The organism is Nocardioides ungokensis (assembly GCF_013466985.1).
Classification (GTDB): Bacteria; Actinomycetota; Actinomycetes; order Propionibacteriales; family Nocardioidaceae; genus Nocardioides; species Nocardioides ungokensis.
In genome coordinates, this window is record NZ_CP059164.1 from 1,261,699 (window position 1) to 1,286,074 (window position 24,376).

Below are 24,376 nucleotides of genomic sequence, written 5' to 3' on the forward strand. Positions count from 1 at the left end.
GTGGCGCTAGGCGCTCGGCTCCACCTCGTCCTCGCCGGCTCGGTTGAGCTCCTCGAGGTCGCTCATCAGCGAGCGGAGCTCGGAGCGCAGGAAGTCGCGGGTCGCGACCTCGCCGACCGACATGCGCAGCGACGCCACCTCGCGCGCCAGGAACTCCATGTCGGCGTGGGCCCGCGCGTTGGCCTGGCGGTCCTGCTCGGCGATGACCTTGTCGCGCGTCTCCTGCCGGTTCTGCGCGAGCAGGATCAGGGGAGCGGCGTACGACGCCTGCAGGCTGAGCATCAGCGTCAGGAAGATGAAGGGGTAGTCGTCGAAGCGCAGGTCCTGCGGTGCCAGGAGGTTCCAGCCGATCCAGATCAGCACGAAGGCCGTCATGTAGATCAGGAACCGGGCCGTCCCCATGAAGCGGGCGAACTGCTCGGCGAAGACGCCGAAGGCGTCGGAGTCGTACGTCGGCCGCCGCACCAGGGGTCGGCGCGTCTCCTTGGGGGTGTCGAGGCGGTAGCGGGGCGCGCGGGACTCGCTCACGACTTCACCCCCGGACGGGCGTCACCGGGCCGCAGGGCCTGGTCGCGCCAGTTCTCCGGGAGCATGTGGTCGAGCAGGTCGTCGACGGTGACCGCGCCGAGCAGCCGCCCGTTGTCGTCGACGACCGGAGCTGCGACGAGGTTGTACGTCGCGAGGTGGGCCGCCACCTGCTCGATCGACGCGGCCGGGCGCAGCGGGTCCATGGAGTTGTCGAGCGCACCCGCGACCAGCGTGGAGGGCGGCTCGCGCAGCAGCCGCTGGATGTGGGCGACGCCGAGGAACCTGCCCGTCGGCGGCTCGAGCGGCTGGCGGCACACGAAGACCATCGCCGCCAGCGAGACCGGCAGGTCGGGGTTGCGCACGTGCGCGAGGGCGTCGGCGATCGTCGCGTCCGGGCCGAGGATCACCGGCTCCGGGTCATCATCGCGCCGGCCGTGTGCTCGGCGTACGACATCAGGCGGCGCACGTCCTCGGCCTCGTCCGGCGCCATCAGCTCGAGGAGCTGGGCCGCCGTGTCCGGCGGCAGGTCGGCGATCAGGTCGGCGGCGTCGTCGGGGGACATCTCCTCGAGGATGTCGGCCGCGCGCTCGGAGTCGAGGTGCTCGAGGATCTCGACCTGGTCCTCGTCGGGAAGCTCTTCGAGGACGTCGGCGAGCCGCTCGTCGTCGAGGGCGGCGACGACGGCAGCACGACGCTCCACCGGCAGCTCGTGGATCATGTTGGCCGCGTCGGCCGGCCGCATCTCGTTGAGGGCCGCGATGAGGTGCGTCGCGCCCTGCTTCTCCTCCCGACCGATGAGCCCCTCGACGTCTCGCCACTCGACGACGTGGGTCTGGCCGCGTCGGCGCAGGCCCTTGGCCGGCTCCTGCACCGCCACCCGGGACAGCACCCAGTCGCGGTTGCGCGCCTGCTCCATCGCCACGTCGTAGACCGTTCCGGTCACGCCGGTCTCACGGATCGTGACCGTGCGGTCGAGCAGCTGCCCGATCACCAAGGTCTCGGTCGAACGCTGCTCGAAGCGGCGCATGTTGAGCAGGCCCGTGGTGTAGACCTGACCGCTGTCGATGTTGGTGACCCGCGTCATCGGCACGAAGATCCGGCGCCGACCGAACACCTCGGCCACCACCCCGAGCACCCGCGGCTGGTTGACCTCCGACCGCAGGGCCACCACGAGGTCCCGGACCTTGCCGACCTGGTCGCCCTGGGGGTCGAAGATCGGCAGCCCGACAAGTCGGGCTGCGTACACGCGGGTCGGGGTCGTGCTCACGGGCCCGACGCTACCGGTCGGCCCTTCTCCATCGCTCGCAGCATCGCCGAGGAGGTCGGTTAGCATGAGGCCCGATCCCGACCAGCGTGCACCGGAGGTGCCTTCATGCCCCGCCACCTGCAGCGGCCCCGGCCGCCCGAGCGCCCCAGGAGGCGGCTCGAGCCGTCGGTCGTGGGGACCGTGGCCCTCGCCGCGGTGCTGCTGGTGGTCTCCGGGGTGTTCCTGGCCTGGGGTCATCTCGACCCGGCGAGCGACGCCTCGGCCGACCCGGGCACCGGTCCTGAGCTCGTCGACGCGTTGGGGAGCAACAGCTCGACCCCCACGGCGAGCCCCACGGTGACGCAGGCGCGGCACCGTGAGCGAGCGCGAGCCTCGCGGCCGGCGCCGCAGCAGGTCGTGCAGCGGGACCAGGTCATCGAGCGGATCAAGGTGACCAAGCCCAAGAAGAAGAAGGTCGAGGCGTCGCTCCCCACGAGCTTCCGGGTGAGCACCTTCAACGTGCTGGGCGCGTCCCACACGGCGCCGGGCGAGCGCAAGGGCTGGGCCCCCGGCGTGACCCGGATGCGCTGGGCGGTCCAGCTCCTGCAGGGCACCGGCGTCAGCGTCGCCGGGCTGCAGGAGTTCCAGGGACCGCAGTACAACGTCTTCCGCCAGGTGGCCCCCGGCTGGGGCGTCTACCCGGGTCCGGCGCTCGGCCCGGGCTCCCTGGCCAACTCGATCGTGTGGCGCTCCGACGCGTGGGAGCTCGTCGAGGCCAGGACCATGAAGATCCCGTACTTCCACGGCCGGCTCGTCGCCATGCCCTACGTGCTGCTGCGCAACATCGAGTCACAGCGCACGGTCTGGTTCTTCAACACCCACAACCCTGCCGACGCCTACGGTCCTGCCCAGCAGTACCGCAACCGGGCGACCGCGCTGGAGGTCCAGCTCGCGCGCACGCTCGGCGCCGACGGGACGCCGGTGATCTTCACCGGTGACATGAACGATCGCGCGCCGTACTTCTGCCCGATGACGACGCAGACCGACATGCACGCCGCGAACGGCGGCTCCACGGGCACCTCGTGCGCGCTGCCGCCGGTCACCAACGTCGACTGGATCATGGGCAACACCCCGGTGACCTTCGGGAACTTCCACAGCGACGACGGCCCGCTGGTCCGCCGGACCACCGACCACCACTTCGTGTGGGCGGACGCGACGATCCCCGCCGAGACGACCGCCGCCCAGCGCTAGCGGGATCCGCTCAGCGCTAGCAGGATCCGCTCAGCGGTAGAAGTCCGACGGGCACTGGGTTCCGGCGCAGTCGGCGTACTTCCGGGTCAGCTTCCTGAGCTCCTTGAGCTGGGGGCGGTAGCGGGGGTCCTTGCGCAGGTTGTTCAGCTGCCAGGGGTCGACCGTGCGGTCGTAGAGCTCCGCACGGCCGGCCTTGTTCTGCACGTAGGTCCACGGCCCGACCACGACACCGGTGTAGAGCGGCGTGGTGCCGCCCTGGACCGGGTAGCCCTCGATCGGGACCACGCGTCGGGAGGCGCCGGTGCGCAGCCACGGCAGCACGTTGGTGCCGTCGACGACGCGCGTCTTCGGGTGGGCGCCGGCCAGCGCGGCCAGCGTGGGCGCCCAGTCCGCGTTGGTGACCGGGGTCTTGCTCGTGACGCCCTTCGCGATGCCGGGCCCCCGGACGTACATGGGGATGCCGACGATCTCGCGGAAGTACCAGAGCTTGCCGTTGAGGTTGTGCTCGCCGAGCACGTAGCCGTTGTCCGACGTGAAGACGATGTAGGTGTTGTCGAGCTGGCCGGTCTGCCGCAGCGTCCGCACGGTCCGGGCGACCGCACGATCCACGGACTGCAGCGCCTCGATCCGCTGCTGCCGGGCCTCCTTCATCTCCTGCCGGCGGTAGCCGGGGACCGGCTCGCGCACGGCGCGGATCAGGGCCTTGTCGGAGACGTCCTTCTCGAACATGTCCGCGGTGCGCGGCAGGTTCAGCCAGTCGAAGGTGTTGTTGTCGCGCGGCGCGGGCGTCGTCGTCTTGATCGGCGACTTGTCCTCGGGGTGGACGACGTCGGGGTCGTCGGGGGCGTCCGGGCCGCCGGTGTGCGGGGCGACGTAGTTGACCCACAGGTACCACGGCTTCTGCTGCCGCTCGGGGTTGGTCAGCATGTCGACCGTCAGGTCGCTGAACAGGTCGCTGGAGTACTCGTGGTAGGTCCGGTCGGTGCCGTTGTCGTTGACCGTCGGCCGGACGAAGTTGTACGTCGAGGGGTCGACCGTGGCGCGCCAGTCGCTCCAGCCGGGCGGGACGTAGGTCTGCGACCCGTCCTCGCCGTACCCGTTGAGGTACTTGCCGATGAACATGGTGTCGTAGCCGGCGCGCTGCAACCAGACGGGCAGGGTGTCGTCGTCCTTGAACGCCTTGAAGCCGCCGCCGGTGCCGTTGATCGTCACCGCGCCGTGGTTGTGGGAGTACTGGCCCGACACCAGCGAGGCCCGAGCCGGCACGCAGATCGGCGTCGGCGCCAGGCCGTTGGTGAGGGTGGTGCCCTCGTCGGCCATCAGGTGCTGCACGTGGGGGAGGAAGCGCATGTCCTTCTGCGCTGCGTCGTCCACCGTGATCATCAGCAGGTTGGGCTTGGTGCTCGGCCGGGTGAAGGGCTTCGCGGCGAGCGGGCTGCCCGGGAGGACCTGCTCCTGGTTGCCGGGCCCGGGGACCGGCGCGGGCCCCGAGGGGACCACGTGCCGCTCGGTGCTCGGGGAGTGGTCCTGGCCTGAGCCCCCGCTGCATCCGGCAGCAGTCAGGCCGGCCACCGTGACCATCGCCGCGGCGGCGAGCCAGCGCGGCTCACGGGATCCCCGAAAGGGCATGCGAAGAACTCCTTGGCGATACGGGGGATGGTCTCGAAAAGTCTAGTTGGCGCACCGGAACCCGAGGTTGGAGGCCGTCGAGTCGGGCGGTGACGACGACCGGGCGGCCACCCGGTAGCGGTTGCAGTAGGAGTCGTGGCACAGGTACGAGCCGCCGCGCATCACCCGGGCGGCCCCGGTCTCCGGTCCGGTGGGGTCGACCGAGGAGCGGGTGGCGTAGGCCGCGGGGTCGAACCAGTCGGCGCACCACTCCCAGACGTTGCCGGCCATCTGGTGGAGGCCGTAACCGTTGGGCGCGAACGTCTTGACCGGTGCCGTGGACGACCAGCCGTCCTCGCAGGTGTTCTCGACCGGGAACTGCCCCTGGAAGATGTTGCACATCCACCGGCCGCGGGGGAGGAGCTCGTCGCCCCACGGGTAGCGGCTCCCCTCCAGCCCGCCGCGGGCCGCCGCCTCCCACTCGGCCTCGGTGGGCAGCCGTTTGCCCGCCCAGGAGGCATAGGCGACGGCGTCGTCGTGGGAGACGTGGACGACGGGATGGTTCTGGCGGCGGGTCACGTCCGAGGCGGCGCCCTCGGGGTGGCGCCAGTCCGCGCCGCGCACCGCCAGCCACCACGGCGTCGCGGCGGGCTGCCCGAGGACGTCGGCGCCGTCGCCGGCGTAGTCGAGGTGGAAGACCGCCGAGCTGCCCTCGCGCTCGGCCGTGGTGACGTGGCCGGTGGCCTTGACGAAGGCCGCGAACGCGGCGTTCGTGACGGTCGTGGTGTCGACGTGGAAGGTGCTCAGGCGCACCCGGTGCACCGGCGACTCGCCGTCGGCCCGGTAGCCCTCGGCGAACGCGTCGCCGAGGACGAACTCACCGCCCTCGATCCTGACCTGACCCCGGTACGACGTCGCCCGAGCGGGCGGCGCCGGGGCCGGCACCTGCCCCGACCCGGTCCCCGCAGGGACGCAGCAGGGGGAGGTGCCGTCGCTCGTGCTCACGCCTCCATTGTCACGGTGGCTGGTCGCGCCCCCGTCACTGAGTCGGGTCGGGCCCGACGAAGAGGTTGAAGCTCTGGTCGGCGTTCATGGTGCTGCCGGGGATGGGGGAGGCGCAACGCGGCGGTGACCAGGTTGGCGGTCATGCCGTTGCGGATCGGCTGGGTGGCGCCGTAGCCCGGCTGGAGCTTCCCAGGGTCCTGGAAGGCGGGGTTGAGGTCGTAGAGGTCGGCGCCGGCGACCACGTCGGGTCCCCAGGCGATCAGGGGGACCGTGTAGTTGCCGCGCACGGTGCGGTCGACGTTGCTGGTCCCGCGGCCCCCCGCGCCGGCGGTGAGGATCACCAGCGTGTGGCCGTCCAGGGTGGGCGACGCCGCGATCGTGCTCATGACCCGGCCGAGCATCGCGTCGACCTGGGTGAGCGTCGTCCGGTACGCCGGGCTCGCGTAGCCGCTGGCCCGCCCGGCGTCGTCGAGCATGGTCAGCTGGGCGTAGGTGAACGTCTTGGGCGACTTGGCGAGCATCGTGGTCAGCCGGTCGACGAGGTCCCGGTCGTCGGTCGTGGCGACGAACTGGTTGATCTTGTCGCGGCCGTCGTCGACGCCGTACGGGTCCGTGCCGCCGTTGGTGTCGTCCCAGCTGCGGTCGACGAGCGCCATCCGCGGCTGGCTGGAGAGGAGGGCGGTGCTGCGGCCGAAGTTGTGGACGATGTCGAACACGCTGGAGACGTAGTGGCCCGCGGCGGCCTGGACCGTGCTGCCGGTGTCGCGGTCGGCGGTGACGCCGTGGCCGCCCTGGGTCGCGTTGACCCGTCGCCCGGTGAGCATGCCGATGGTGTTGGGCAGGGTGGTGGTGCGCTCGACCTCGGTGCGGGCGTTGAGCGTGGAGGCCCCCTCGCTCATCAGCCGGTGGATCGTGGGCGTCCCGGCGACGCCGGCCTTGCGGATCGCGCTCGGCCGCAGGCCCTCGACGGAGAGCTGGAGGACGCGCGTGATCGGCGACTGCTGGACCGACGGCGGGGGGATGTTCGCGTCGCCCATGATCACGAAGTGGTCGGTTGTCTTCTGGACCAGCGCGTCGCGGAGGTCGGTGTAGCCGGTGAAGTTCACGTCCGAGGTGCCCATCACCCAGTCGACGTGGGACGGCGTGGTGAGCGTGCACCCGTCGGCGTCGGACGTGCCGCCGTTGGCCGACTCGAGGTCGGTGTTGGCGACCACGGGGCAGAAGAACGGCTCCCGGTCGTTCATGTCGCCGGTGACGACGACGGGGGTGTCGGGGTACTGCTCGCGCAGCCCGTTGACCAGGTCGATCTCCTTCTTCACCGCCTGGTCCCGCCACTTCTGCGCCGGACCGTGCGCGTCGGCCGGGTTGTGGGAGTTGAAGAACCACGCCTGCTGCCCGGTCGCCTTGTTCTGGAGGAGCACGTAGGGCATCCGGATCAGGTTGCCGTCGAAGTAGGGATCTGGATGGTCTCGGAGCGCAGCAGGGTGAACTGGTCCTTGCGCCAGGCGATGGAGTTGGCCATCGCGGCCGTGGTCAGCTTGTCGCCCGGGAAGATCCCGAACGTCGAGCCGTCGATCTCCTTGAACTTGTCGAACTGCGGCTGCTGCATCTCCTGGAAGCCGACCACGTCGATGCTGTTCTGGTCGATGATCTGGGTGGCCCACTTCATGCGGGTCGAGCCCGAGGCCCAGCCCTTGCGGTCGCCGCCGGGGGCGGTGTGGCCGGCGCCGAGCAGGTTGAACGAGCTGAGCCGGAACGCCGTGGCACCGGGCGGCTGCTCCTTCAGGGCGTTCGCGCCGTCACCGGCGGCCTGGGAGGCGCCGGCGAGGGAGAGCGGGGCGGCCAGCAGGGCCAGGGCGGCAGCGCCGGTGACGAGGGCCTTCCGTCGCGGACGTCGTGTGTGGCTCTTCCCGGACACGGGGGTGCGGTTCGTCACGGAGCTTGCCCTTCGTTGTGGAGCGACGAAGGCACCGGAACCGGGGCTCCGACGCGCGGCGTGTCGCTCCGCGAATCAGTGGTGCCCCTGATGCTAATGTGACTTGTGGTGTTTCGTCACCACTTGAGTCGCCTTTGCCTGCCGACCCGGCTATTTTGGAGAGCCCGGCGTCGAGGGAACGACCGGCGACAACGAGATGCCCCGAGGAGCGGGCCCCGCCGGGGTCATGCGCGTGGGCTCCGAGACTGGGAGCGTGATGGACCGCCGCGTCGTCCTGCACATCGGCACCATGAAGACCGGGACCAGCTTCATCCAGTCGGTGCTCGGCAGCAACAAGGCGGACCTGGCGGAGGCCGGGGTCGTGTTCCCCGGCGGGTTCGGCGTCCAGGCCCGCGCCGTGCGCGACATGCTCAAGCTGCCCAGGCAGCCCCGGCGCAACCGCCGCCGTTGGGGCCAGCTCGCGGAGCAGGTGCACGCGGGGGATGCCACGGCGATCTTCTCCATGGAGTTCCTGAGCTTCGCCGGCGAGGAGCAGGTGCCCCGCCTGGTGGAGCCCTTCGCCGGGCTGGACGTCCGGGTCGTGCTCACCGTCCGCGACCAGTTCCGCGTGCTCCCGGCCCAGTGGCAGACCTACACCCGCAACTTCGGTACCGACGGGTGGGAGGACTACCTGCGCCACGTCCAGCCGTCGCGCATGGGCTCGGGCAGGAACACCAGGGCCTTCAGGACCTTCCACCGCGCGCAGGACATCGAGACGATCCTGTCGCGCTGGAGCAGCGTGCCCGGGGTGTCGTCGGTCGAGGTCGTCACCGTCCCGCCGTCGGGTGCGCCCCGTGAGGAGCTGTGGCACCGGTTCTGCGCCGCGGCGGGCATCTCGGGCCCGGACGTCAGTCTCGACGAGGTCCGCGACAACGAGTCGCTCGGCTACGCGTCGTGTGACTACCTGCGGCGCGCCAACGTCCACCTGCAGGACGTCGCCCCGCGGCGCTACCGCAAGGGCATGCGCCCCCTGGCGTCCCGGGTGCTGGTCCCGCTGCGTGCCGAGGAGACCCGGCCGCAGCTGGACCAGAAGGCCGCGACGTACGCCCGGACCCGCAACGCGGAGATCCGCGACCTCCTCACCCGTGGCGGTCACCGCCTGCACGGTTCCCTGGACGACCTGCCGGTGCCGGGTGACCTGACCGGCTACTCGACCCCCATCACCACGCCTCCGCACGAGCAGGTGCTGCGCGCGGCGCGGGCGGTGTGGGACGACGCAGCGAGCACGGTCGGCGTCGCGGAGGGCAGTCGCCCCGAGGGGCTCGACGACCTCGTCGCCGACGGCACCCGCCTGCTGCGTCAGGCGAACGCGTGGGACGGGTAGGCTCGCCGCCCATGGGACGCGGTGACACTGGGACGGACATGCTCCGGTCCGCTCGGGTGACCGATGGTGGGATCTTCGTGCGGACCGAGCAGGACCGGGCCGTCGACATCCTGTTCGACGGCCGACGCATCGGCTCCTTCTGGCTGCAGCGCGACACGCGTGCGGCGGGGGAGGAGCGCAAGTACCCCTGGCCCGACGCGCTGCGCCGCTTCCTCGACGGGGTGACCACACTCTCGCTGGTCGACCACGTGAGCGAGGAGGAGCTCTTCTCCGCCGAGGTGCACCTCGGCACCGGCGAGGAGCGGATCCGGATCGAGGACGCCCAGGGCAATCCGCTCGGCCTCGACAAGAGCCTGCGCCTGATGCGCCTCTTCGAGAGCCGCAGCGCCGAGCACGTCAAGCCGCTGCTGGACTCCATGGAGGCCGTGCTCGCGGCCCTCGAGAAGGCCGGCGTCGAGCCGTTCATCGCCTACGGCACGCTGCTGGGCGCGGTGCGCGACGGTGCCCTCATCGGCCACGACTCCGACGCCGACCTCGGCTACGTGAGCGCCCACGACCACCCGGTCGACGTCATGCTCGAGTCCTTCCACCTCCAGCGCGCCCTGGTCGAGCAGGGCTTCGCGGTCACCCGCTACAGCGGGATCGCCTTCAAGGTGCTCGTGGAGGAGTCCGACGGCACCCGGCGCGGCCTGGATGTCTTCGGCGGCTTCCTGCGCGACGGGATGCTCTACCTGATGGGCGAGGTCGGGCACCCGTTCGAGGCGGAGTGGGTGCGCCCGCGCAGCCGGGCCACCCTCGAGGGCCGCACCTTCCCCACGCCGGCCGTCCCCGAGCACCTGCTCGAGGCGATGTACGGACCCACCTGGCGGGTGCCGGACCGGCGTACAAGTTCGAGACGCCGCAGTCGACCGTGCGTCGCCTCAACGGCTGGTTCCGCGGCACCCGCGTGGGCCAGGAGCACGTCTGGGGCAAGTTCTATGGCCCCGGCCCGCAGGAGGGGCCGCAGGGCCCGAGCTCGTTCGTGCGCTGGGTCCGCGCTCGCGAGCCGGAGATGCGCACCGCCGTCGACGTCGGTTGTGGCTACGGCCGCGACGTGATGTGGCTGGCGCGGCAGGGGGTCGAGGCCTGGGGCCTGGACTTCATCGCCCGCGCCTTCAAGCGTCCCGCCAAGCGTGCCGAACGCCAGGGCCTGCCCGCCTCCTTCATGTGGGCCAACCTCACCGAGCTCCGCTCGGTGATGGTGACGGGGGCCCTGCTGGCGCGCCAGCCCGGGCCGCGCGTGGTGCTCGCCCGCCACGTGGCCGACGCCACCGACGCGACCGGCCGGGCGCACCTGCTCCGGCTCGCCCGCATGGTGGCCGGCCGCTCGGGGCGCCTCTACCTCCAGGTCCAGATCGCGCGGACGCCGGGCGAGGGCGAGCGCGGCGTCAAGGTCCTCGACGTCGATGACCTGCTCGCCCAGGTCGCCGACCTCGGGGGACGGGTGCTGGAGCGTCATGACCTGGCCGACGACGAGGGCGGCGACGCGCCCGACTCGTCGTCGGCACCGACCATCTGCAGATTGGTGATCACGTGGAATCCCTGAGGACGATCGCGCGCCGGGTCCGCGACCGCGGCGGCCTGGAGAGCCGGATCGAGGAGCTGGAGGCCGAGGTCCAGGAGTGCCGCCAGCTGAACCTGCGCCTGGCCGAGCTCACCGACGTGGTGATGGAGCTGCTCGTGCCCCTGGCCGACCGCGACGAGGCACGGGTCGCGGAGCTGCTGCAGCACTACCGCGACAGCGTCAACGACCCGCCGGTGCCCGGCCCTCGATGACCGCGAGGGTTTTCCTGCACGTCGGGTTGCCCAAGACGGGCACGACCTACCTGCAGGGCTGCCTCTGGGACAACAAGCAGGAGCTCATCCAGCGCGGCGTCCTGCTCCCCGGTCGCCACCGCCGGCGCCACCTGCTGGCGTCCCTGGACCTGCGCGAGGACCCCAAGCTCCTGCGGCGGGACGGCGACGTCGAGACGGCCTGGCAGGACCTGGTGGACGAGGCGAGCGACTGGCAGGGCGACGTGGTGATCAGCCACGAGTTCTTCGCCAGCGCCGCGCCCGAGCACATCCAGCGCGCCGTCGCCTCGTTCCCCGACGCGGAGTTCCACGTGATCGTGACGGCCCGGGCCATGGTCGGGCTGGGTGTGTCGCGGTGGCAGGAATGGGTGAAGAACGGCGGCCAGCTCGGCATCGACTCGTACCCGCCGCGGGAGGACTACGACCCCACGGACGAGTGGGGCTGGGGCAGCTTCGACCTCGCCGACATCCTCGCCCGCTGGGGGGCGGTGGTTCCTCACGAGCGGGTCCACGTCCTGCCCATGGCCTCCGGGGGAGCGAACCCGCGCGACCTGTGGCTGCGCTTCCTCTCCGTGCTGGGGCTGGGAGCCGAGGGCCTCGAGGTGTCCGAGGAGAAGGTCAACCGATCGTTGGGCCTGGTCGAGGTCGAGCTGCTGAGGCGTGTCAATCGACACCTGACCGAGTTCAGCACGGCGGCCGATCGCGGCAACTGGATCCGTGGCTACCTCGGCGAGGGCGACGTCATGCCGGACTCGCGCGAGCGGTTCCGCCCGGACGACAAGAGCCTGGAGAGGTTCTGCCGGCGTGGGGAGGAGGCCATGGCCATGCTTCGCGACGGGGGCTTCGACGTGGTGGGCGACCTCGCTCTGCTGGAGCCCGCCGACCTGAACGGCCTGCGCCATCCGTCCGACGTCACTGACGCCGAGCTGCTCGACGCCGCCACCGTCACCATCGCCAACCTGGTCTCCGACGTGAGGTCCCTCACGCGTGAGCGCAAGAGTCTGTCCCACGAGATAGCGAGTCTCCAGGGCGGCTCGAGACTGCGTGTTAGCGTGCGCAGGCCGTGGATCCGCATGTTGAGAGGTTGGGGACGTTGAGACTGCTGGGCAGGGCCATGGGTGTCCTGATGATTCTTGTTCTCGGGGCGGGAATGGCGCCGGCGTACGCCGGGACCTACCAGCCCAACGCAGGGGCGACGTTCAACATCCCCCGGTCGACGCCTGACAAGGAGTTCCGCGTCGAGCGGACCATCACGTCGGCCATCAACCACGCGCACAAGGGGTCCCTCATCCGGATCTCCCTCTTCTCGTTCGACCGCAAGCCGGTCGCGCAGGCCCTGATCAACGCGCACAAGCGCGGCGTCCAGGTGCAGATCCTGCTCAACGACCACCAGGTCACGGGCGCGCAGAAGATGCTGCACGCCGCGCTGGGCAAGAACCGCTGGCGGAAGAACTTCTCCTACGAGTGCAGCCACGGCTGCCGCTCGACCGGCGAGAACAACCACATCAAGTTCTTCCTGTTCTCCCACACGGGCAAGGCCCGCAACGTGGTGATGACCGGATCGGTGAACTTCACCACGAACGCGGTGAAGAACCAGTACAACGACGTGTTCGTCAAGAACAACGCGCCCAAGCTGTTCACCGCTTTCAACCAGCTGTTCGACCAGATGCGCAAGGACAAGCCCGCACACCCGGCCTGGTTCGTGCGGAAGGTCGGCTCCAAGTTCGTCCTGGAGGCCACGCCGTACCCGAACTTCGGGCCGAAGAACGACCCGATCATCTCGATCCTGAACCCGGTGCACTGCCAGGGCGCCAACGACGGCACCGGCAACGCCTACCACCACACGGTGATCCGCGTGTCGATGCACGCGTGGAGCGACCGCCGCGGCACCTACATCGCCCAGAAGCTGCGCAACCTCTACGCCGCCGGGTGCGACGTCAAGGTCATGTACGGCAAGGGCGGGGCCTCGGTCCGGCAGGCGCTGGGCGTGCGCACCAAGCGCGGCTACGTGCCCGCCCACACCAACGGCTACGACACCAACGACGACGGCGAGGTCGACCTCTACACGCACCAGAAGGAGCTGATCATCTCGGGCAACTACGGGAAGGATCGCTCCACCAGCCTGGTGGTCACCGGCTCCAGCAACTACCAGGACGCCGGCCTTCGCGGGGACGACGAGATCTTCCAGATTCGCAGCTTCGGCGTGCTCGGCCAGTACATGCGCAACTGGAAGTTCATCTGGGACAACCGCTCGCGTCCGATCCGCACCGTCAACGGACGTCCCGTGGCCCCGTCGTTCTCCTACCGCGGCCCCGCCTGGGAGACCGACTGATCGTCCCGGTTCGATCGAGGGAACCGGGTGACCTGAGAAGGAGCGACCGTGGGTCGACTGTGTGAAACCGAGGGGCTGTCCGAGGACCAGACCGAGATCCTGAAGGCGGTGCGCAGCTTCGTCGAGAAGGAGATCCTTCCCGTCGCGACGGAGCTGGAGCACGCCGACGAGTACCCCACGCAGATCGTGGAGGGCCTCAAGGAGCTCGGCATCTTCGGGCTGATGATCCCTGAGGAGTACGACGGCCTGGGGGAGTCGCTGCTCACGTACGCGTTGTGCGTCGAGGAGATCGCGCGTGGGTGGATGAGCGTCTCCGGCGTCATCAACACCCACTTCATCGTGGCCTACATGCTGATGCAGCACGGCACCGAGGAGCAGAAGCGGAAGTACCTGCCCCGGATGGCCACGGGCGAGGTGCGCGGTGCCTTCTCGATGTCGGAGCCCGGCCTGGGCTCGGACGTGTCGGCGATCAAGACCAAGGCGACGCGCTCCGATGAGGGCTACGAGATCACCGGCCAGAAGATGTGGCTGACGAACGGTGGCACCTCGACGCTGGTGGCGACCCTGGTCAAGACCGACGAGGGGGCGGACTCGGTCTACCGGAACATGACGACGTTCCTGGTGGAGAAGGAGCCCGGCTTCGGCGAGACGGCCCAGGGGCTCACCATCCCCGGCAAGATCGACAAGATGGGCTACAAGGGGGTCGACACCACCGAGGCGGTCTTCGAGGGCCACCGGATCTCGGCCGACCAGATCCTGGGTGGGGAGCCGGGCAAGGGCTTCTACCAGATGATGGACGGCGTCGAGGTCGGGCGCGTCAACGTGGCCGCCCGTGCCTGCGGCATCGCTAACCGGGCCTTCGAGCTGGGCATCGCCTACTCCCAGCAGCGTGAGACCTTCGGCAAGCCCATCTCCCAGCACCAGGCGATCCTGTTCCGTCTCGCCGAGATGGCGACCAAGGTCGAGACCGCCCACGCGATGATGGTCCGTGCCGCGCGCATGAAGGACCGTGGTGAGCGCAACGACGTCGAGGCGGGCATGGCCAAGATGCTGGCCGCGGAGTACTGCAACGAGGTCGTCGAGGACTCGTTCCGCATCCACGGCGGCTACGGCTACTCCAAGGAGTACGAGATCGAGCGCCTCTACCGCGAGGCGGCCTTCATGCTCATCGGTGAGGGCACCTCGGACATCCAGAAGATGATCATCGGCCGGCGCCTGCTCGAGGACTACAAGCTGTAGGCAGATCGGTCACGCCGTACGGCGTACCGGGCCGTTGGCCCGGACCGGGGCTCAGGCCCCGGTCCGGGCCTTCGCCTTGCGTACTGCCTTCTGGGCCCAGTTGGGCTTCCCGTCGCGCAGCACGGTGGACAGGGCCGCGACGGCCGCCTCGAGCTCCTGCTCGGGGCGGATGCTCTCGGGGTCGACGCCACGGGTGTCGACCGGTTCGAGCTCGGTCAGGTCGCCGACGACCTCGACGCCGCTCTCCGCGATCGCCTTGTTCATCCTCGTCGCCTTGCGGCGCAGCCAGCGGGGGACCGTGAAGCCGATGGAGTCCTCGTCGCGGCGCCGGTGGACCAGCACGTGCTTGCCGAGGGCCTTCACCCGCCGCTTGTAGGCCTGGAGGCCGAGGTCGGCGAGCTCGACGTTGAGGCGGCGCATCAGCAGCGCCGAGGGTGCGCCGAGCGACTCGTTGGCGCGGGGGGCCTCCGTCCAGTCGGCCGGGGCGATGCCGGCGACCTGGCAGAAGCGCTGCCACAGCAGCTCCGACGGGGCGCCCGGGGGCGGGACGGTGATGACCGTGACGTGGTCGGCGCCGACCCCTTCCGCCCAGCGGTTGACGATCTGGCCGGCGGACTGCTGGCGCCAGAAGCGCTTGCCGGCCTCACCGCCGTGCTCGATGGCCTGGAGGTACTCCGCCCAGGTCCACGTCCCGCGGTTCTTGACGGTCTCCTGCCACATCGCGGGAACCGTGCGGCCGAGGTCGCGGACGGTGACGACGATGCGCAGGTCGGTGTCGGGGAAGTCGCCGACGAGCTGCGCGATCCGGGGGGCCCGGATGGGGCCGAGGTACTCCATCGAGACGATCGCGGTCCCCGGGTGCGCGTTGATCTCGTCGCGCAGGCTCGCCCAGGCGCCCTCCTGCGCGTGCTTGCTGCCGATCAGGTCCGAGACCGCACGCGCGTGCCTTCCCCAGGTGGGCCCGGGGAAGAGGATGCCCTGCTGGGCGAGCGTCTCGCGGTTCACGTTGCATCGCTGCTGGATGAACGTCGTGCCGGACTTCATCAAACCGATGTGCAGCACCAGCCGGTCAGCCACGTGCCTGCCTCTCTGACGACCGTCATGGACCGGCTCATCCTCGCACAATGCTGTCGACGCGAGTTGTCCCGGGATGCAAGGGTGGTGGCACGGAACCGAGGAGGAGAACATGCCCGAATCGAACGGCGCGAACGACGATCTCAAGGCCAAGATGAGGGAGGCCCTGGACCGCAAGAAGTCGAACGACCAGGGCGTGCCGCACGACGGACCGACCAAGGAGAAGGCCCACGGCTCCGAAGTCGTCGGCGGCGCTCCGAAGATGCACCGGCGCAAGGCCGGCGGCGGAGGCTCCTGAGCCTCAGGAGGCTCGACGAGCGTGCCAGTGGCCCGGCAGTCCATGGGACTGCCGGGTCCTGGTCGTTCAGTTGCTGGTGATCTGGATGGTGCCGTGGGGTGTGACCAGGTAGCTGCGGCCGTGGGGTCCGTGCCACTGATAGGTGCTGTCGGGTCGGCGTCGGTAGCGCCATCGTCGGCTGGTCTTGGCGCGGTGATGTCGCCGGCACAACGGGGCGAGATTCTCGGGCCGCGTTTGGCCGGGTGGCCCACCCTCGTCCATCGGGATGTACGGCTCGATGTGGTCGAGGTCGGCGGTTCGGGCGTCGTGGTGGCACCAGGGGAACACGCAGTGCCCGTCGCGGAGGATGACCAGCTCGCGCATCCACGCGGGAGGCTCGTGCCCGTCGACCGCGTCGGTCCTGCCCAGATCGAGGACCGGCTGGACGGTGACCTGGGAGTGGCCGACCCACTCCTTGATCAGGGTGAGAGTGGCGGCGCCGAGCCGCTCGACCGTGCCCGCGCTCAGGTCCCCCCGGGTGCCGCAGCCGTGGGTGGCGAGGTCGGCCAGGTTCAGGTGGAGGTAGAACCGGGGGCGGTTTCAGCCGGTCGTTGCACCACGGCTGATCTGATGCCCGCAGAGTAGTTCCTCGAGGCGTTGGGCGGGGGTGGCCCAGTCGAGGGTCTTGCGGGGTCGGCTGTTGAGCTTGCGGGCGACTTCGTCGAGGTCGGTGGGGGTGAACTGGCGCAGGCTGACGTCCTTGGGGAAGTACTGGCGCAGCAGGCCGTTGGTGTTCTCGTTGCTGCCGCGTTGCCAGGGGCTGCGTGGGTCGCAGAAGTAGATCGGGATGTCGGCCTCGAGGGCGATCTGCTTGTGCAGGGCCATCTCCTTGCCCTGGTCCCAGGTCAGGGATCGGCGCAGCTGCTCGGGCAGGGTCGCGATGACCGGGACCAGGGCGTCCTTGAAGTCCACGGCGGTACGCCGGCCGGGCAGGTGGACCAGCAGCACGAACCGGGTGGAGCGTTCGACCAGGGTGCCGATCGCCGAGCCGCCTGACCGGCCCAGGATCAGGTCGCCCTCCCAGTGCCCGGGCACGGCCCGGTCGTTGGCCTCGGCGGGGCGCTGGCTGATGGGGATCGGGTCGACCAGCCGGCCCTTGCGATGTTCGGGGCGTCGTTGGGGCTTGCGCTGGTCGCGGCCGGTGCGCAGGTGCGCGGCCAGTTCCCGGCGCAGCTCGCCGCGGCCCTGGACGAACAGGGAGCGGTAGATCGTTTCGGGGCAGCAGCGCATGTCCGGGTCGTCGGGGAACTCCACCCGTAGAGCGTGACTGATCTGTTCTGGCGACCACTGCAGGGTGGTCAGTTTCTCCCCGACGTAGGCCCGCAGTCGCGGGTGCGTGGCGAGCTTGCCCGGCTTGGGTCGCCGGGCGCGGCGCTCGGCCCGGGCTTGTGCGGTCCCGGCCCGGTATGTGCCGTCGACGTTGCGGTTGCGGGCCAGCTCCCGGCTCACCGTGGAGTGTGGGCGTCCGATCCGGCGCGCGATCTCGCGCACGCCGTGCTGCTGGGCGTGCAGGATCGCGATCTCCTCACGCTCGGCTGGCGACAAGAAACGCCCGCTGGGGCGGCTGCAGGGCTCCATCACCCCGCCAAAGTGGCGGAACATCCGTTGCCCGGTGCCGCGAGACACGCCCGCGGCACCGGCCGCATCACTCACCCACGACCCCGACCGGATCGCCTCCCAGAACACCTGACGGGTCGCACGATCGACGGTCACCACACCACTCCTCACGACGAGTGGTGCAACGACCCTTCGAACCCAAGGGGTCTTCGGTGTCCGCGGCCCTTCCGACACCGCTGGCCTCTCGTCGCCGTCGGGGTCGATGAGCGTGGTGAGGTCGAGCTGGGCCTGGTGGGAGGCGATCACGCCGAGGGCCTTGGCCTTGCGGACCTCCAGCTCGTCGGTGTCGCCGAGTGCCTTCAGGCGGTGGCGTGGTCGCAGACGAGGTCGTGGAAGGCGGTCAGGTCGAGGGTGTCGCCGGTGATGTCGAGCCAGGAGGTGCCGGCGTACTCGCTGGGGCGGGTGGCGCAGCGTCACGTGCCAGGACTGCCGGCCCTGCTTCTCCCGCTCCTCGAGCAGCTCGGGGTGGTGCCTTCGCGATGGCGTGGGCGACGGCGGTCTCGATCGCCTTCCAGCTGCAGGAGGCGAGCCTGGGGGCGAGCTGTTCGTCGACGTAGGCGGCGGCGTCGCGGGAGAGGCGGTGGGTGGCCTGGGCGACGTGCCGGGCCTTGTACGGCTCACCCCGAGCGATTCGACCAGCGCCAGATGCGGGGAGCCGGTGCTGGAGGTCGAGGGCGTCGGCGATCAGCTTCATCCCGGTCTGAGTGGCCACCCCGAGCACGGCGGCCAGGGTTCGGGGGCGAACGCGGAGACCGCCGGGGTGCCGTCGCCGCCGAGGGACTCGTCCTCGTCCAGGAGTGAGGCGCCGCCCCACGTCGCGATCCCGGTGTCGGCGGTGGCGGGGTGGACCACGCACCACTGCGCGGCGATGCGCAGCTTGCCGCGTTCGGCGGCTCGGGCGTCCAGCTTGCGCTGCTCGAGCACCTCGAGCAGGCCGGGGCGTCGAGGTCGGCGACCTCGACGGGTTCTCCTGCTGCATCGGTTTCGAACATGTGTCCATGATCGCATCGACCACCGACAGTCAGGCGCCGAAACCGGGCCGGTGCGGGGGTTCTGGGGATGAACGAAGGTAAAACTTCCGCGGGCCGGCGTTCTGGGTTGTCGTCCTGCCTCGGCTGCTGGGGCTTCGAGGCTCGCTGATGCTCGCACCTCAACCACCGGCGCACCGGAAAGCCGGAAGCGGTCGCGACCCACCGCGTACTGCGCCTCATAGCTGCCATCACCGCAACCACCCACGAGCCGTGAGCCGCCGACGGCGCCGTCCTCGACACGCTCCCTTCGACACGCTCGCTGCGCTCGCTACTCAGGACGAGCGCTGACGCTCGCACCTCAACCTCCGGCGCACGTCGACCACCGGCGCACCGGTGAGCCGGGAGGCAGCAGCGACCCACGGCGTACCGCTTCCTGTAGCTGCCATCACCGCAACCAGCCACGTGCCGTGAGCCGCCGACGGCGGTGGTCTCGACACTCTCCTTCGAAACGCTCGCTACTCAGGACCACCACGGCGTCGTGCAGCGGCGATCGTCACGAAGAGGGTCACTGACGCGAAGAACGGCCCGGTGCGGAGGTGCGCGAGCCACCTTGCCGCCTGCCGGGCGTCCAGGTAGCCCGCAGCGACCGCGCGCCCGGTGACGCGCTCGAAGCCGAGGACCCGATCAGCCTCGGTCACGTCGCGGAAGACGGCCGTGATCGGGATGACCCGCCCGACACGCAGCCCGTGGCGCTCGCACAGGGCCGGCAGCCGACGGCCGATCCGGGCGTTGCGCACCACCTCGTCGGTGACGAAGCTGCGGTAGGCCGCGGCGATCGCGGCCTCGGGTGGTCGATCACGAGCGTGTCCCAGTCGGGTTCGGCGAAGCAGGCGAGCCCGGACGGCGCGAGGACCCGGGCGACCTCGCCGACCGCCACGTCGGGGTCCTCGACGTGCTGGAGGACCCGGTCGGTGTGCACGCGGTGCACCGAATGGTCGGGGAGGCGGAGGGAGTGGACGTCCCCGTGCTCGACCGTCACCTGCGGCCAAGCGGTCGCCAGGTGCTCGGCCTCCCGGACCGCGTCGGGATCCGAGTCGAGCCCCATGACGCGCCCCTCGGGCCCCACCGCCGCCGCGAACGCGGCGAGGTCCGCACCCGGACCGCAGCCGAGGTCGAGGACGTGGTGACCGGCCGCGACGTCCATCTCGTCGACGACGAGCGCCTTGTAAGCGCGTCCGAGGTCGGAGGCCGCCAACCGGGCCAGGTAGTCAGCAGGTCGTTCGGTCTCGAGAGTCCCCATGCGGTCGAGCATGGCCCATCTACTGACCGCCGAGTCCGAGGCACGTGAGGTTTCCCACGAGTAACCCTCTCGGCCCGGGCCTTCCGACAGGATGGCCACGAAGGCCTATCGAGGATCAGGAGTGAGCATGCAGTTCGGTCGGAGCTACGAGGAGTTCGAGGTCGGTGCGACGTACAAGCACTGGCCGGGCAAGACGGTCACCGAGTTCGACGACCACATGTTCTGCCTGCTCACGATGAACCACCACCCGCTCCACCTCGACACCAACTACGCCGAGGAGACGACCCAGTTCGGCAAGAACGTCGTGGTCGGCAACTACGTCTACTCGATCCTGCTCGGCATGAGCGTGCCCGACATCTCCGGCAAGGCGATCGCCAACCTGGAGATCGAGTCGCTGCGGCACGTGGCGCCGACCTTCCACGGCGACACCCTGTACGGCGAGACCACCGTGCTCGACAAGTGGGAGTCGAAGTCGAAGGACGACCGGGGCGTCGTCCACGTGGAGACGATCGGCTACAACCAGGACGGCAAGGTGGTGTGCATCTTCCGCCGCAAGGTGATGGTGCCCAAGGACAGCTACCTCGACGAGCGTGGTGGCGAGCAGCCCGGCCGGCCGGTGCCGCAGCCGGACAAGAACTGGTCCGGACCCGCCACCGACCAGAAGGACTAGCGAACATCCCCCGAACGGGGCATTGATTTTGCGGGCGCGGCGTGCATTTGGCATCGTCCCGCCGGTGACCGACCAGACACAGACCACTCCGCGGCAGGCCACCGAGCAGGCGGCGGACCGGGGCTTCTTCGGGCAGCCCCGTGTCCTCGCCAACCTCTTCGGCGTCGAGATGTGGGAGCGCTTCAGCTTCTACGGCATGCAGGGCATCGTCCTGCTGTACCTCTACTACACCGCCTCCCAGGGTGGCCTCGGGATGGACGAGGGCACCGCGAGCGCGGTGATCGGTGCGTACGGCGGGCTGGTCTACCTGTCCACCATCCCGGGCGCCTGGCTGGCCGACCGGGTCCTCGGCTCGGAGCGGACGCTGTTCTACAGCGCCTGCCTGATCATGGTCGGCCACATCGCGCTGAGCGTGCTGCCGGGCTACACGGGTGTGATCGCCGGCCTGCTCATGGTCGGCATCGGTTCCGGAGGCCTCAAGGCCAACGCCACCGCGCTGGTCGGCACCCTGTACGCCGAGGGCGACGAGCGCCGCGACGCCGGCTTCTCGCTGTTCTACCTCGGCATCAACCTCGGTGCGCTCTTCGGCCCGCTGCTCACCGGGCTGCTCCAGCAGGAGGTCGGCTTCCACGTCGGCTTCGCGGCCGCGGCCCTCGGCATGTTCCTCGGCCTCGTGCAGTACACGATCGGCCGCAAGCAGCTGCCCGAGGCGGCCCACGAGGTCCACAACCCGCTCCCGGCCTCCGAGCGCGGCAAGTTCGTCGCCCTCGCCGTGGTCGCCGCCGCCGCCATCGTCGCGCTCGTCCTCGCCGGTTTCGTCACCGCCGAGAACCTCGCCACCTGGGTCATCTGGGCCACCGTCGTCGGCGCCGTGGCGCTCTTCCTGCGGATCATCACCAGCAAGAAGGTCAGCGCGGTCGAGCGCGGCCGCGTGTGGGCGTTCGTGCCGATGTTCCTGGCCAGCACGGCGTTCTGGTCGCTCTACCAGCAGCAGTTCACCGTGGTCACGATCTACTCCGACACCCGCCTGAACCGCGACCTCTTCGGCTGGGAGATGCCCGTCTCCTGGGTGCAGTCGGTCAACCCGGTCTTCATCATCGTGCTCGCCGGCGTCTTCGCCGCGCTCTGGACGAGGCTGGGCCCGAGGCAGCCGTCGACCCCCATGAAGTTCGCCCTCGGCACGGCGATCATGGGCGTCGCGTTCCTGCTGTTCATCCCGATGGCGGGCGGTGGCGCCCACAGCGCCCCGCTGCTCGGCCTGATCGGCATCCTGCTCGTCTTCACGATCGCGGAGCTGCTGCTCTCGCCGGTGGGGCTCTCGCTGGCCACCAAGCTGGCGCCGGAGGCGTTCCGGACCCAGATGGTGTCGCTGTTCTTCCTCTCGGTCGCGCTCGGGTCCGTCCTCGCCGGCTACCTCGGCAAGTTCTACTCGGCCGACCACGAGGCGGCGTACTTCGGCGTCCTCGGCCTGATCTCGGTGGCCGTCGGCCTGGTGCTCGCGGCGTTCACGAAGCCGATTCGACGCCTGATGGCCGGGGTCCACTGAGGCCGCTCCCGCCGGCCGGCGGGGCGAAGGCCCGCGCCAGCGGGATGATGCCGAGGATCAGCACCATCGGCACCGCGAAGCCGACGCGCAGGGAGCCGGAGCCGACCAGCCCGGTCAGCACGGCTCCCAGCAGCGCGCCGACGTAGTTGAACTGGTTGAAGCGGGCGATCACCGCGTCGACCCGGGCCTGGCGCGCGGCCGGGTCGAGGCCCTCCCCGCCGGCGATCCGCGCGGCAGCGGAGAAGCTGAGCGGGGCGATCACCGCGACGCCGGCGCCCAGCAGCGTGAAGCCGGCGACGGCGACCTGCCAGGTCGGGGCGAACACCACCACTGCGAGGGCCGCGGAGGCGACCAGGGCACCCACCCGCAGCACCCGCACCGCGCCGTGCCGAGCGACCAGGCCGTCGCCGGCGAGCCGGAGCGCGCCGCTGGCGACGAGGTAGGGGAAGGTCGCCAGGGCGACCAGCCCGGACGGCGTGGGGAAGGTGTTGTCGAGGTACGTCGGGCCCCAGGTGGCCGCGGCTGTGTCGACCATGTAGAAGAGCACCATCCCCAGCCCCACGAGCAGGATCGGCCGCCACGGCACCGCCACCGCGGCCACGGCCGCACCTTCACCGTGGTCGCGTGGCAGGAACGGCGCGAAGAGCACGACCAGCGGCACCACCGCGAGGACCGCGGTCGCCGACAGCGGGAGGTGGGCGGTGGCCAGCGTGATGGCGGCCCCGATGATCCCGCCGAGGGTCCAGGCGCCGTGGAAGGACGGCAGGATCGGCCGGCCGTAGACGTGCTCGAGCGCCACCGCCTGCATGTTGGTCGAGGCATCGACGACGCCCAGCCCCACGCCGTACACCGCGAGAGCGGCGACGAACACCCAGGCGGCGGGTGCGGTCGTGATGACCGGGAGGGCGACGGTCACCAGGGCCAGCCCGAGGCGCAGCACGGTCGCGCTCGACCTGGCCTTGGCGAGGGTCTCGGCCACCACCGACCCGACGCCCGCCAGCAGCACCATCATCAGCAGCAGCAGGGACAGCTCGAGCTCGGAGATGTGCCAGCGGTCGGAGAAGTCCGGCAGCCGGGTGGTGAGGCTGATGAACACCAGCCCCTGGGTCAGGAATGCGGCGGCGGCGGCGGCCCTCGCCCGCGAGGTGGTCATGCGCCGATCGTGGCACGGACCCCACCGCCACGGGCGATGCCGCCACGCGGCCGCCGCGCAGGTGCCAGACTCGCGCCATGAACGACGACGCCGAGGTGTGGCTGGTCAGGCACGGGGAGACCGAGTGGAGCCGGTCGGGGCGGCACACCTCGACCACGGACCTGCCCCTGCTGCCGGACGGCGAGCAGGTCGCGCACGGCCTGCGGGACCGGCTGGACGGGCCGGACTTCGCGCTCGTCCTGACCAGCCCGCGCCAGCGCGCCCGCCGGACCGCTGACCTGGCCGGCTTCCCGGACGCCGACGTCGACGACGACCTCGTCGAGTGGACCTACGGCGAGTACGAGGGCATCACCACCGAGGAGATCCGGCGCACCGTGCCGGGCTGGACCGTCTGGTCCGCGCCGTGCCCCGGCGGGGAGAGCGCCGCGGAGGTCTCCGACCGCCTCGACCGGGTCGTCGAGCGGGTGCGCGCCGCCGGCGGGCCGGCCCTGCTCTTCGGCCACGGGCACGCGCTGCGGGCGCTGACCGCGCGCTGGCTCGACCTGCCGGTGACCGACGGCCGCCTCTTCCGACTCGACACCGCGACGGTCTCGGTGCTCGGCCACGAGCGCGAGTCGCCGGTGGTGCTGCGCTGGAACTCCTGACTCCTGCCGACGCGCCGGACTCCCGGTGACGCACTGCCCTTGACGCGGCGCGGAAGCGGTAACACCGTGGTCGCATGTCGCTCCTGGCCGGCTGCCCCCGCTGTGCCGCCCCGGTCGCCCGGCTCGATTCGGGCGGCTGGTCGTGCCCCGAGCACGGACCGATCGAGCCGCTGCTGAGGCCGCCGTACGCGACGTACGACGCGTTCGCCGCGCACCTGGTCGGCTCGGCCGGGTTCCCGACCTACCTGCCCTGGCCGATGAGCCCCGGCTGGAGCGTCACCGACTTCGCAGCCGTGGGGGACGAGCCGGGGCGGACCCGCGCCACCCTGACCTGTTCGTCGGGCACCAGCGAGCTCGACGGACCGGTCGACGTGGTCGTGGTGGCCGAGGAGGCCGGTGTCGGCCTCGGGGCGCGGTGTGCGGGAACCCCTCACGACGACCCGGGCGACGAGGTCGGCATCGGCCCGCCGACGGTGAAGGTCCGCGTCGAGAGCCAGGACGTGGCCCTCTGGCCGGTGTCCACCAGTGCGCTCGGCGGCGAGCTCGACCGCTCGGTCCTGGCCGGCGAGGCGCAGGGGAGATGGCTGTGGATCGTGCTCCGCCCGGCCTCAGCGGTCCTGCTGCTGCGGGACGACTGGATGCTGCGCGACGTGTCGGGCCTGGGGGCGCCGTTGCTGGAGGTCTCCTACGGCGGGCCCACGCCGCTGTGGTGAGGCCGCCGGG

26 protein-coding genes and 1 pseudogene are annotated in these 24,376 nt (G+C 70.7%); 13 read left to right on the forward strand and 14 right to left on the reverse strand.

Annotation, left to right across the window (positions count from 1 at the left end; genetic code table 11):
* Positions 1-6: 6 nt before the first annotated feature.
* On the reverse strand, positions 7-528 hold the full coding sequence (locus H0S67_RS06325; protein WP_180935885.1) for a DUF1003 domain-containing protein: 522 nt from the start codon (positions 526-528) through the stop codon (positions 7-9).
* A pseudogene (locus tag H0S67_RS06330) lies at positions 525-1,795 on the reverse strand (magnesium transporter MgtE N-terminal domain-containing protein). The gene H0S67_RS06325 and the pseudogene H0S67_RS06330 overlap by 4 nt, the downstream one beginning before the upstream one ends.
* A gap of 105 nt (positions 1,796-1,900) precedes the next feature.
* Here H0S67_RS06330 and H0S67_RS06335 point away from each other — a divergent pair.
* Positions 1,901-3,025, forward strand: a complete 1,125-nt coding sequence (locus H0S67_RS06335) for an endonuclease/exonuclease/phosphatase family protein (protein WP_180935886.1) — start codon at positions 1,901-1,903, stop codon at positions 3,023-3,025.
* 30 nt (positions 3,026-3,055) lie between these two features.
* Here the strand turns inward: H0S67_RS06335 and H0S67_RS06340 are convergent, their stop codons facing one another.
* The 4 genes from H0S67_RS06340 to H0S67_RS06355 are packed head-to-tail and all read right to left on the reverse strand — an operon-like array spanning position 3,056 to position 7,574.
* The gene (locus H0S67_RS06340; RefSeq protein ID WP_180935887.1) at positions 3,056-4,654 is read right to left on the reverse strand and encodes a sulfatase family protein; all 1,599 of its coding nucleotides are present in this window, start codon (positions 4,652-4,654) and stop codon (positions 3,056-3,058) included.
* A gap of 42 nt (positions 4,655-4,696) precedes the next feature.
* Positions 4,697-5,638, reverse strand: coding sequence for a formylglycine-generating enzyme family protein (locus H0S67_RS06345; protein ID WP_180935888.1), 942 nt, complete (start codon positions 5,636-5,638; stop codon positions 4,697-4,699).
* Positions 5,635-7,068, reverse strand: coding sequence for an alkaline phosphatase family protein (locus H0S67_RS06350; protein WP_180935889.1), 1,434 nt, complete (start codon positions 7,066-7,068; stop codon positions 5,635-5,637). The genes H0S67_RS06345 and H0S67_RS06350 overlap by 4 nt, the downstream gene beginning before the upstream one ends.
* A gap of 5 nt (positions 7,069-7,073) precedes the next feature.
* Positions 7,074-7,574 (reverse strand): exonuclease/endonuclease/phosphatase family protein, encoded by a 501-nt coding sequence (locus H0S67_RS06355; RefSeq protein WP_180935890.1) that lies wholly within the window; start codon positions 7,572-7,574, stop codon positions 7,074-7,076.
* Positions 7,575-7,827: 253 nt separating this feature from the next.
* Here H0S67_RS06355 and H0S67_RS06360 point away from each other — a divergent pair, with 253 nt between their 5' ends.
* The 7 genes from H0S67_RS06360 to H0S67_RS06390 are packed head-to-tail and all read left to right on the forward strand — an operon-like array spanning position 7,828 to position 14,341.
* Entirely contained in the window at positions 7,828-8,937 is a 1,110-nt protein-coding gene (locus H0S67_RS06360) for a hypothetical protein (protein ID WP_180935891.1), read from the forward strand.
* Positions 8,938-8,975: 38 nt separating this feature from the next.
* On the forward strand, positions 8,976-10,034 hold the full coding sequence (locus H0S67_RS06365; protein WP_180935892.1) for a hypothetical protein: 1,059 nt from the start codon (positions 8,976-8,978) through the stop codon (positions 10,032-10,034).
* Positions 9,989-10,522 carry a class I SAM-dependent methyltransferase gene (locus H0S67_RS06370; RefSeq protein WP_180935893.1) on the forward strand — a complete coding sequence of 178 codons (534 nt, stop codon included), beginning with the start codon at positions 9,989-9,991 and terminating at the stop codon, positions 10,520-10,522. Before H0S67_RS06365 ends, H0S67_RS06370 begins: the two co-directional genes overlap by 46 nt.
* Positions 10,510-10,752 carry a DUF6752 domain-containing protein gene (locus H0S67_RS06375; RefSeq protein ID WP_180935894.1) on the forward strand — a complete coding sequence of 81 codons (243 nt, stop codon included), beginning with the start codon at positions 10,510-10,512 and terminating at the stop codon, positions 10,750-10,752. The genes H0S67_RS06370 and H0S67_RS06375 overlap by 13 nt, the downstream gene beginning before the upstream one ends.
* Positions 10,749-11,867 carry a hypothetical protein gene (locus H0S67_RS06380; RefSeq protein WP_180935895.1) on the forward strand — a complete coding sequence of 373 codons (1,119 nt, stop codon included), beginning with the start codon at positions 10,749-10,751 and terminating at the stop codon, positions 11,865-11,867. Before H0S67_RS06375 ends, H0S67_RS06380 begins: the two co-directional genes overlap by 4 nt.
* Positions 11,868-11,896: 29 nt before the next feature.
* Positions 11,897-13,102 carry a phospholipase D-like domain-containing protein gene (locus H0S67_RS06385; protein ID WP_180935896.1) on the forward strand — a complete coding sequence of 402 codons (1,206 nt, stop codon included), beginning with the start codon at positions 11,897-11,899 and terminating at the stop codon, positions 13,100-13,102.
* Between the two features lie 48 nt (positions 13,103-13,150).
* Complete coding sequence (locus H0S67_RS06390) at positions 13,151-14,341, forward strand: acyl-CoA dehydrogenase family protein (RefSeq protein ID WP_180935897.1); 1,191 nt, start codon at positions 13,151-13,153, stop codon at positions 14,339-14,341.
* Positions 14,342-14,392: 51 nt separating this feature from the next.
* Here H0S67_RS06390 and H0S67_RS06395 read toward each other — a convergent pair whose 3' ends face one another.
* Positions 14,393-15,418 (reverse strand): hypothetical protein, encoded by a 1,026-nt coding sequence (locus H0S67_RS06395; RefSeq protein ID WP_180935898.1) that lies wholly within the window; start codon positions 15,416-15,418, stop codon positions 14,393-14,395.
* Positions 15,419-15,527: 109 nt separating this feature from the next.
* Between H0S67_RS06395 and H0S67_RS06400 the strand changes: the two genes are divergently transcribed.
* On the forward strand, positions 15,528-15,713 hold the full coding sequence (locus tag H0S67_RS06400) for a DUF5302 domain-containing protein (protein ID WP_180935899.1): 186 nt from the start codon (positions 15,528-15,530) through the stop codon (positions 15,711-15,713).
* 66 nt (positions 15,714-15,779) lie between these two features.
* Here the strand turns inward: H0S67_RS06400 and H0S67_RS06405 are convergent, their stop codons facing one another.
* From H0S67_RS06405 to H0S67_RS06425, 6 genes are all read right to left on the reverse strand, one after another.
* Positions 15,780-16,076 carry an HNH endonuclease gene (locus tag H0S67_RS06405; protein WP_180935900.1) on the reverse strand — a complete coding sequence of 99 codons (297 nt, stop codon included), beginning with the start codon at positions 16,074-16,076 and terminating at the stop codon, positions 15,780-15,782.
* Positions 16,077-16,292: 216 nt separating this feature from the next.
* On the reverse strand, positions 16,293-17,480 hold the full coding sequence (locus H0S67_RS06410) for an IS30 family transposase (protein WP_425489836.1): 1,188 nt from the start codon (positions 17,478-17,480) through the stop codon (positions 16,293-16,295).
* 229 nt (positions 17,481-17,709) lie between these two features.
* Positions 17,710-18,081, reverse strand: coding sequence for a hypothetical protein (locus tag H0S67_RS06415; RefSeq protein WP_180935901.1), 372 nt, complete (start codon positions 18,079-18,081; stop codon positions 17,710-17,712).
* The gene (locus H0S67_RS06420) at positions 18,060-18,293 is read right to left on the reverse strand and encodes a hypothetical protein (protein WP_180935902.1); all 234 of its coding nucleotides are present in this window, start codon (positions 18,291-18,293) and stop codon (positions 18,060-18,062) included. The genes H0S67_RS06415 and H0S67_RS06420 overlap by 22 nt, the downstream gene beginning before the upstream one ends.
* Before the next feature lie 562 nt (positions 18,294-18,855).
* Positions 18,856-19,038, reverse strand: coding sequence for a hypothetical protein (locus H0S67_RS23215; protein WP_219635522.1), 183 nt, complete (start codon positions 19,036-19,038; stop codon positions 18,856-18,858).
* Entirely contained in the window at positions 19,035-19,640 is a 606-nt protein-coding gene (locus H0S67_RS06425; RefSeq protein ID WP_219635524.1) for a methyltransferase domain-containing protein, read from the reverse strand. Before H0S67_RS06425 ends, H0S67_RS23215 begins: the two co-directional genes overlap by 4 nt.
* 127 nt (positions 19,641-19,767) lie before the next feature.
* Between H0S67_RS06425 and H0S67_RS06430 the strand changes: the two genes are divergently transcribed.
* Both H0S67_RS06430 and H0S67_RS06435 read left to right on the forward strand, forming a co-directional pair.
* Positions 19,768-20,310 carry a MaoC family dehydratase gene (locus H0S67_RS06430; protein ID WP_180936800.1) on the forward strand — a complete coding sequence of 181 codons (543 nt, stop codon included), beginning with the start codon at positions 19,768-19,770 and terminating at the stop codon, positions 20,308-20,310.
* Positions 20,311-20,374: 64 nt separating this feature from the next.
* Positions 20,375-21,856, forward strand: a complete 1,482-nt coding sequence (locus H0S67_RS06435) for a peptide MFS transporter (protein ID WP_180935903.1) — start codon at positions 20,375-20,377, stop codon at positions 21,854-21,856.
* Here H0S67_RS06435 and H0S67_RS06440 read toward each other — a convergent pair.
* Complete coding sequence (locus H0S67_RS06440; protein ID WP_180935904.1) at positions 21,816-23,009, reverse strand: MFS transporter; 1,194 nt, start codon at positions 23,007-23,009, stop codon at positions 21,816-21,818. The genes H0S67_RS06435 and H0S67_RS06440 overlap by 41 nt on opposite strands.
* Positions 23,010-23,086: 77 nt before the next feature.
* On the opposite strand from H0S67_RS06440, the gene H0S67_RS06445 reads away from it, so the two are divergent.
* Both H0S67_RS06445 and H0S67_RS06450 read left to right on the forward strand, forming a co-directional pair.
* Positions 23,087-23,653 carry a histidine phosphatase family protein gene (locus tag H0S67_RS06445; protein WP_180935905.1) on the forward strand — a complete coding sequence of 189 codons (567 nt, stop codon included), beginning with the start codon at positions 23,087-23,089 and terminating at the stop codon, positions 23,651-23,653.
* A gap of 74 nt (positions 23,654-23,727) precedes the next feature.
* On the forward strand, positions 23,728-24,366 hold the full coding sequence (locus tag H0S67_RS06450) for a DUF6758 family protein (protein ID WP_180935906.1): 639 nt from the start codon (positions 23,728-23,730) through the stop codon (positions 24,364-24,366).
* Positions 24,367-24,376 lie beyond the last annotated feature (10 nt).

Excerpts from the sequence above, each read along its gene's own strand:
- H0S67_RS06440 (WP_180935904.1), bottom strand. The coding sequence starts at position 23,009 with ATGACCACCTCGCGGGCGAGGGCCGCCGCCGCCGCCGCATTCCTGACC.
- H0S67_RS06335 (WP_180935886.1), top strand. The coding sequence starts at position 1,901 with ATGCCCCGCCACCTGCAGCGGCCCCGGCCGCCCGAGCGCCCCAGGAGG.
- H0S67_RS06385 (WP_180935896.1), top strand. The coding sequence starts at position 11,897 with ATGATTCTTGTTCTCGGGGCGGGAATGGCGCCGGCGTACGCCGGGACC.
- H0S67_RS06405 (WP_180935900.1), bottom strand. The coding sequence starts at position 16,076 with ATGCGCGAGCTGGTCATCCTCCGCGACGGGCACTGCGTGTTCCCCTGG.
- H0S67_RS06340 (WP_180935887.1), bottom strand. The coding sequence starts at position 4,654 with ATGCCCTTTCGGGGATCCCGTGAGCCGCGCTGGCTCGCCGCCGCGGCG.
- H0S67_RS06370 (WP_180935893.1), top strand. The coding sequence starts at position 9,989 with ATGCGCACCGCCGTCGACGTCGGTTGTGGCTACGGCCGCGACGTGATG.
- H0S67_RS06430 (WP_180936800.1), top strand. The coding sequence starts at position 19,768 with ATGCAGTTCGGTCGGAGCTACGAGGAGTTCGAGGTCGGTGCGACGTAC.
- H0S67_RS06400 (WP_180935899.1), top strand. The coding sequence starts at position 15,528 with ATGCCCGAATCGAACGGCGCGAACGACGATCTCAAGGCCAAGATGAGG.
- H0S67_RS06445 (WP_180935905.1), top strand. The coding sequence starts at position 23,087 with ATGAACGACGACGCCGAGGTGTGGCTGGTCAGGCACGGGGAGACCGAG.
- H0S67_RS06450 (WP_180935906.1), top strand. The coding sequence starts at position 23,728 with ATGTCGCTCCTGGCCGGCTGCCCCCGCTGTGCCGCCCCGGTCGCCCGG.
- H0S67_RS06365 (WP_180935892.1), top strand. The coding sequence starts at position 8,976 with ATGCTCCGGTCCGCTCGGGTGACCGATGGTGGGATCTTCGTGCGGACC.
- H0S67_RS06350 (WP_180935889.1), bottom strand. The coding sequence starts at position 7,068 with ATGCCCTACGTGCTCCTCCAGAACAAGGCGACCGGGCAGCAGGCGTGG.
- H0S67_RS06425 (WP_219635524.1), bottom strand. The coding sequence starts at position 19,640 with ATGGGGACTCTCGAGACCGAACGACCTGCTGACTACCTGGCCCGGTTG.
- H0S67_RS06380 (WP_180935895.1), top strand. The coding sequence starts at position 10,749 with ATGACCGCGAGGGTTTTCCTGCACGTCGGGTTGCCCAAGACGGGCACG.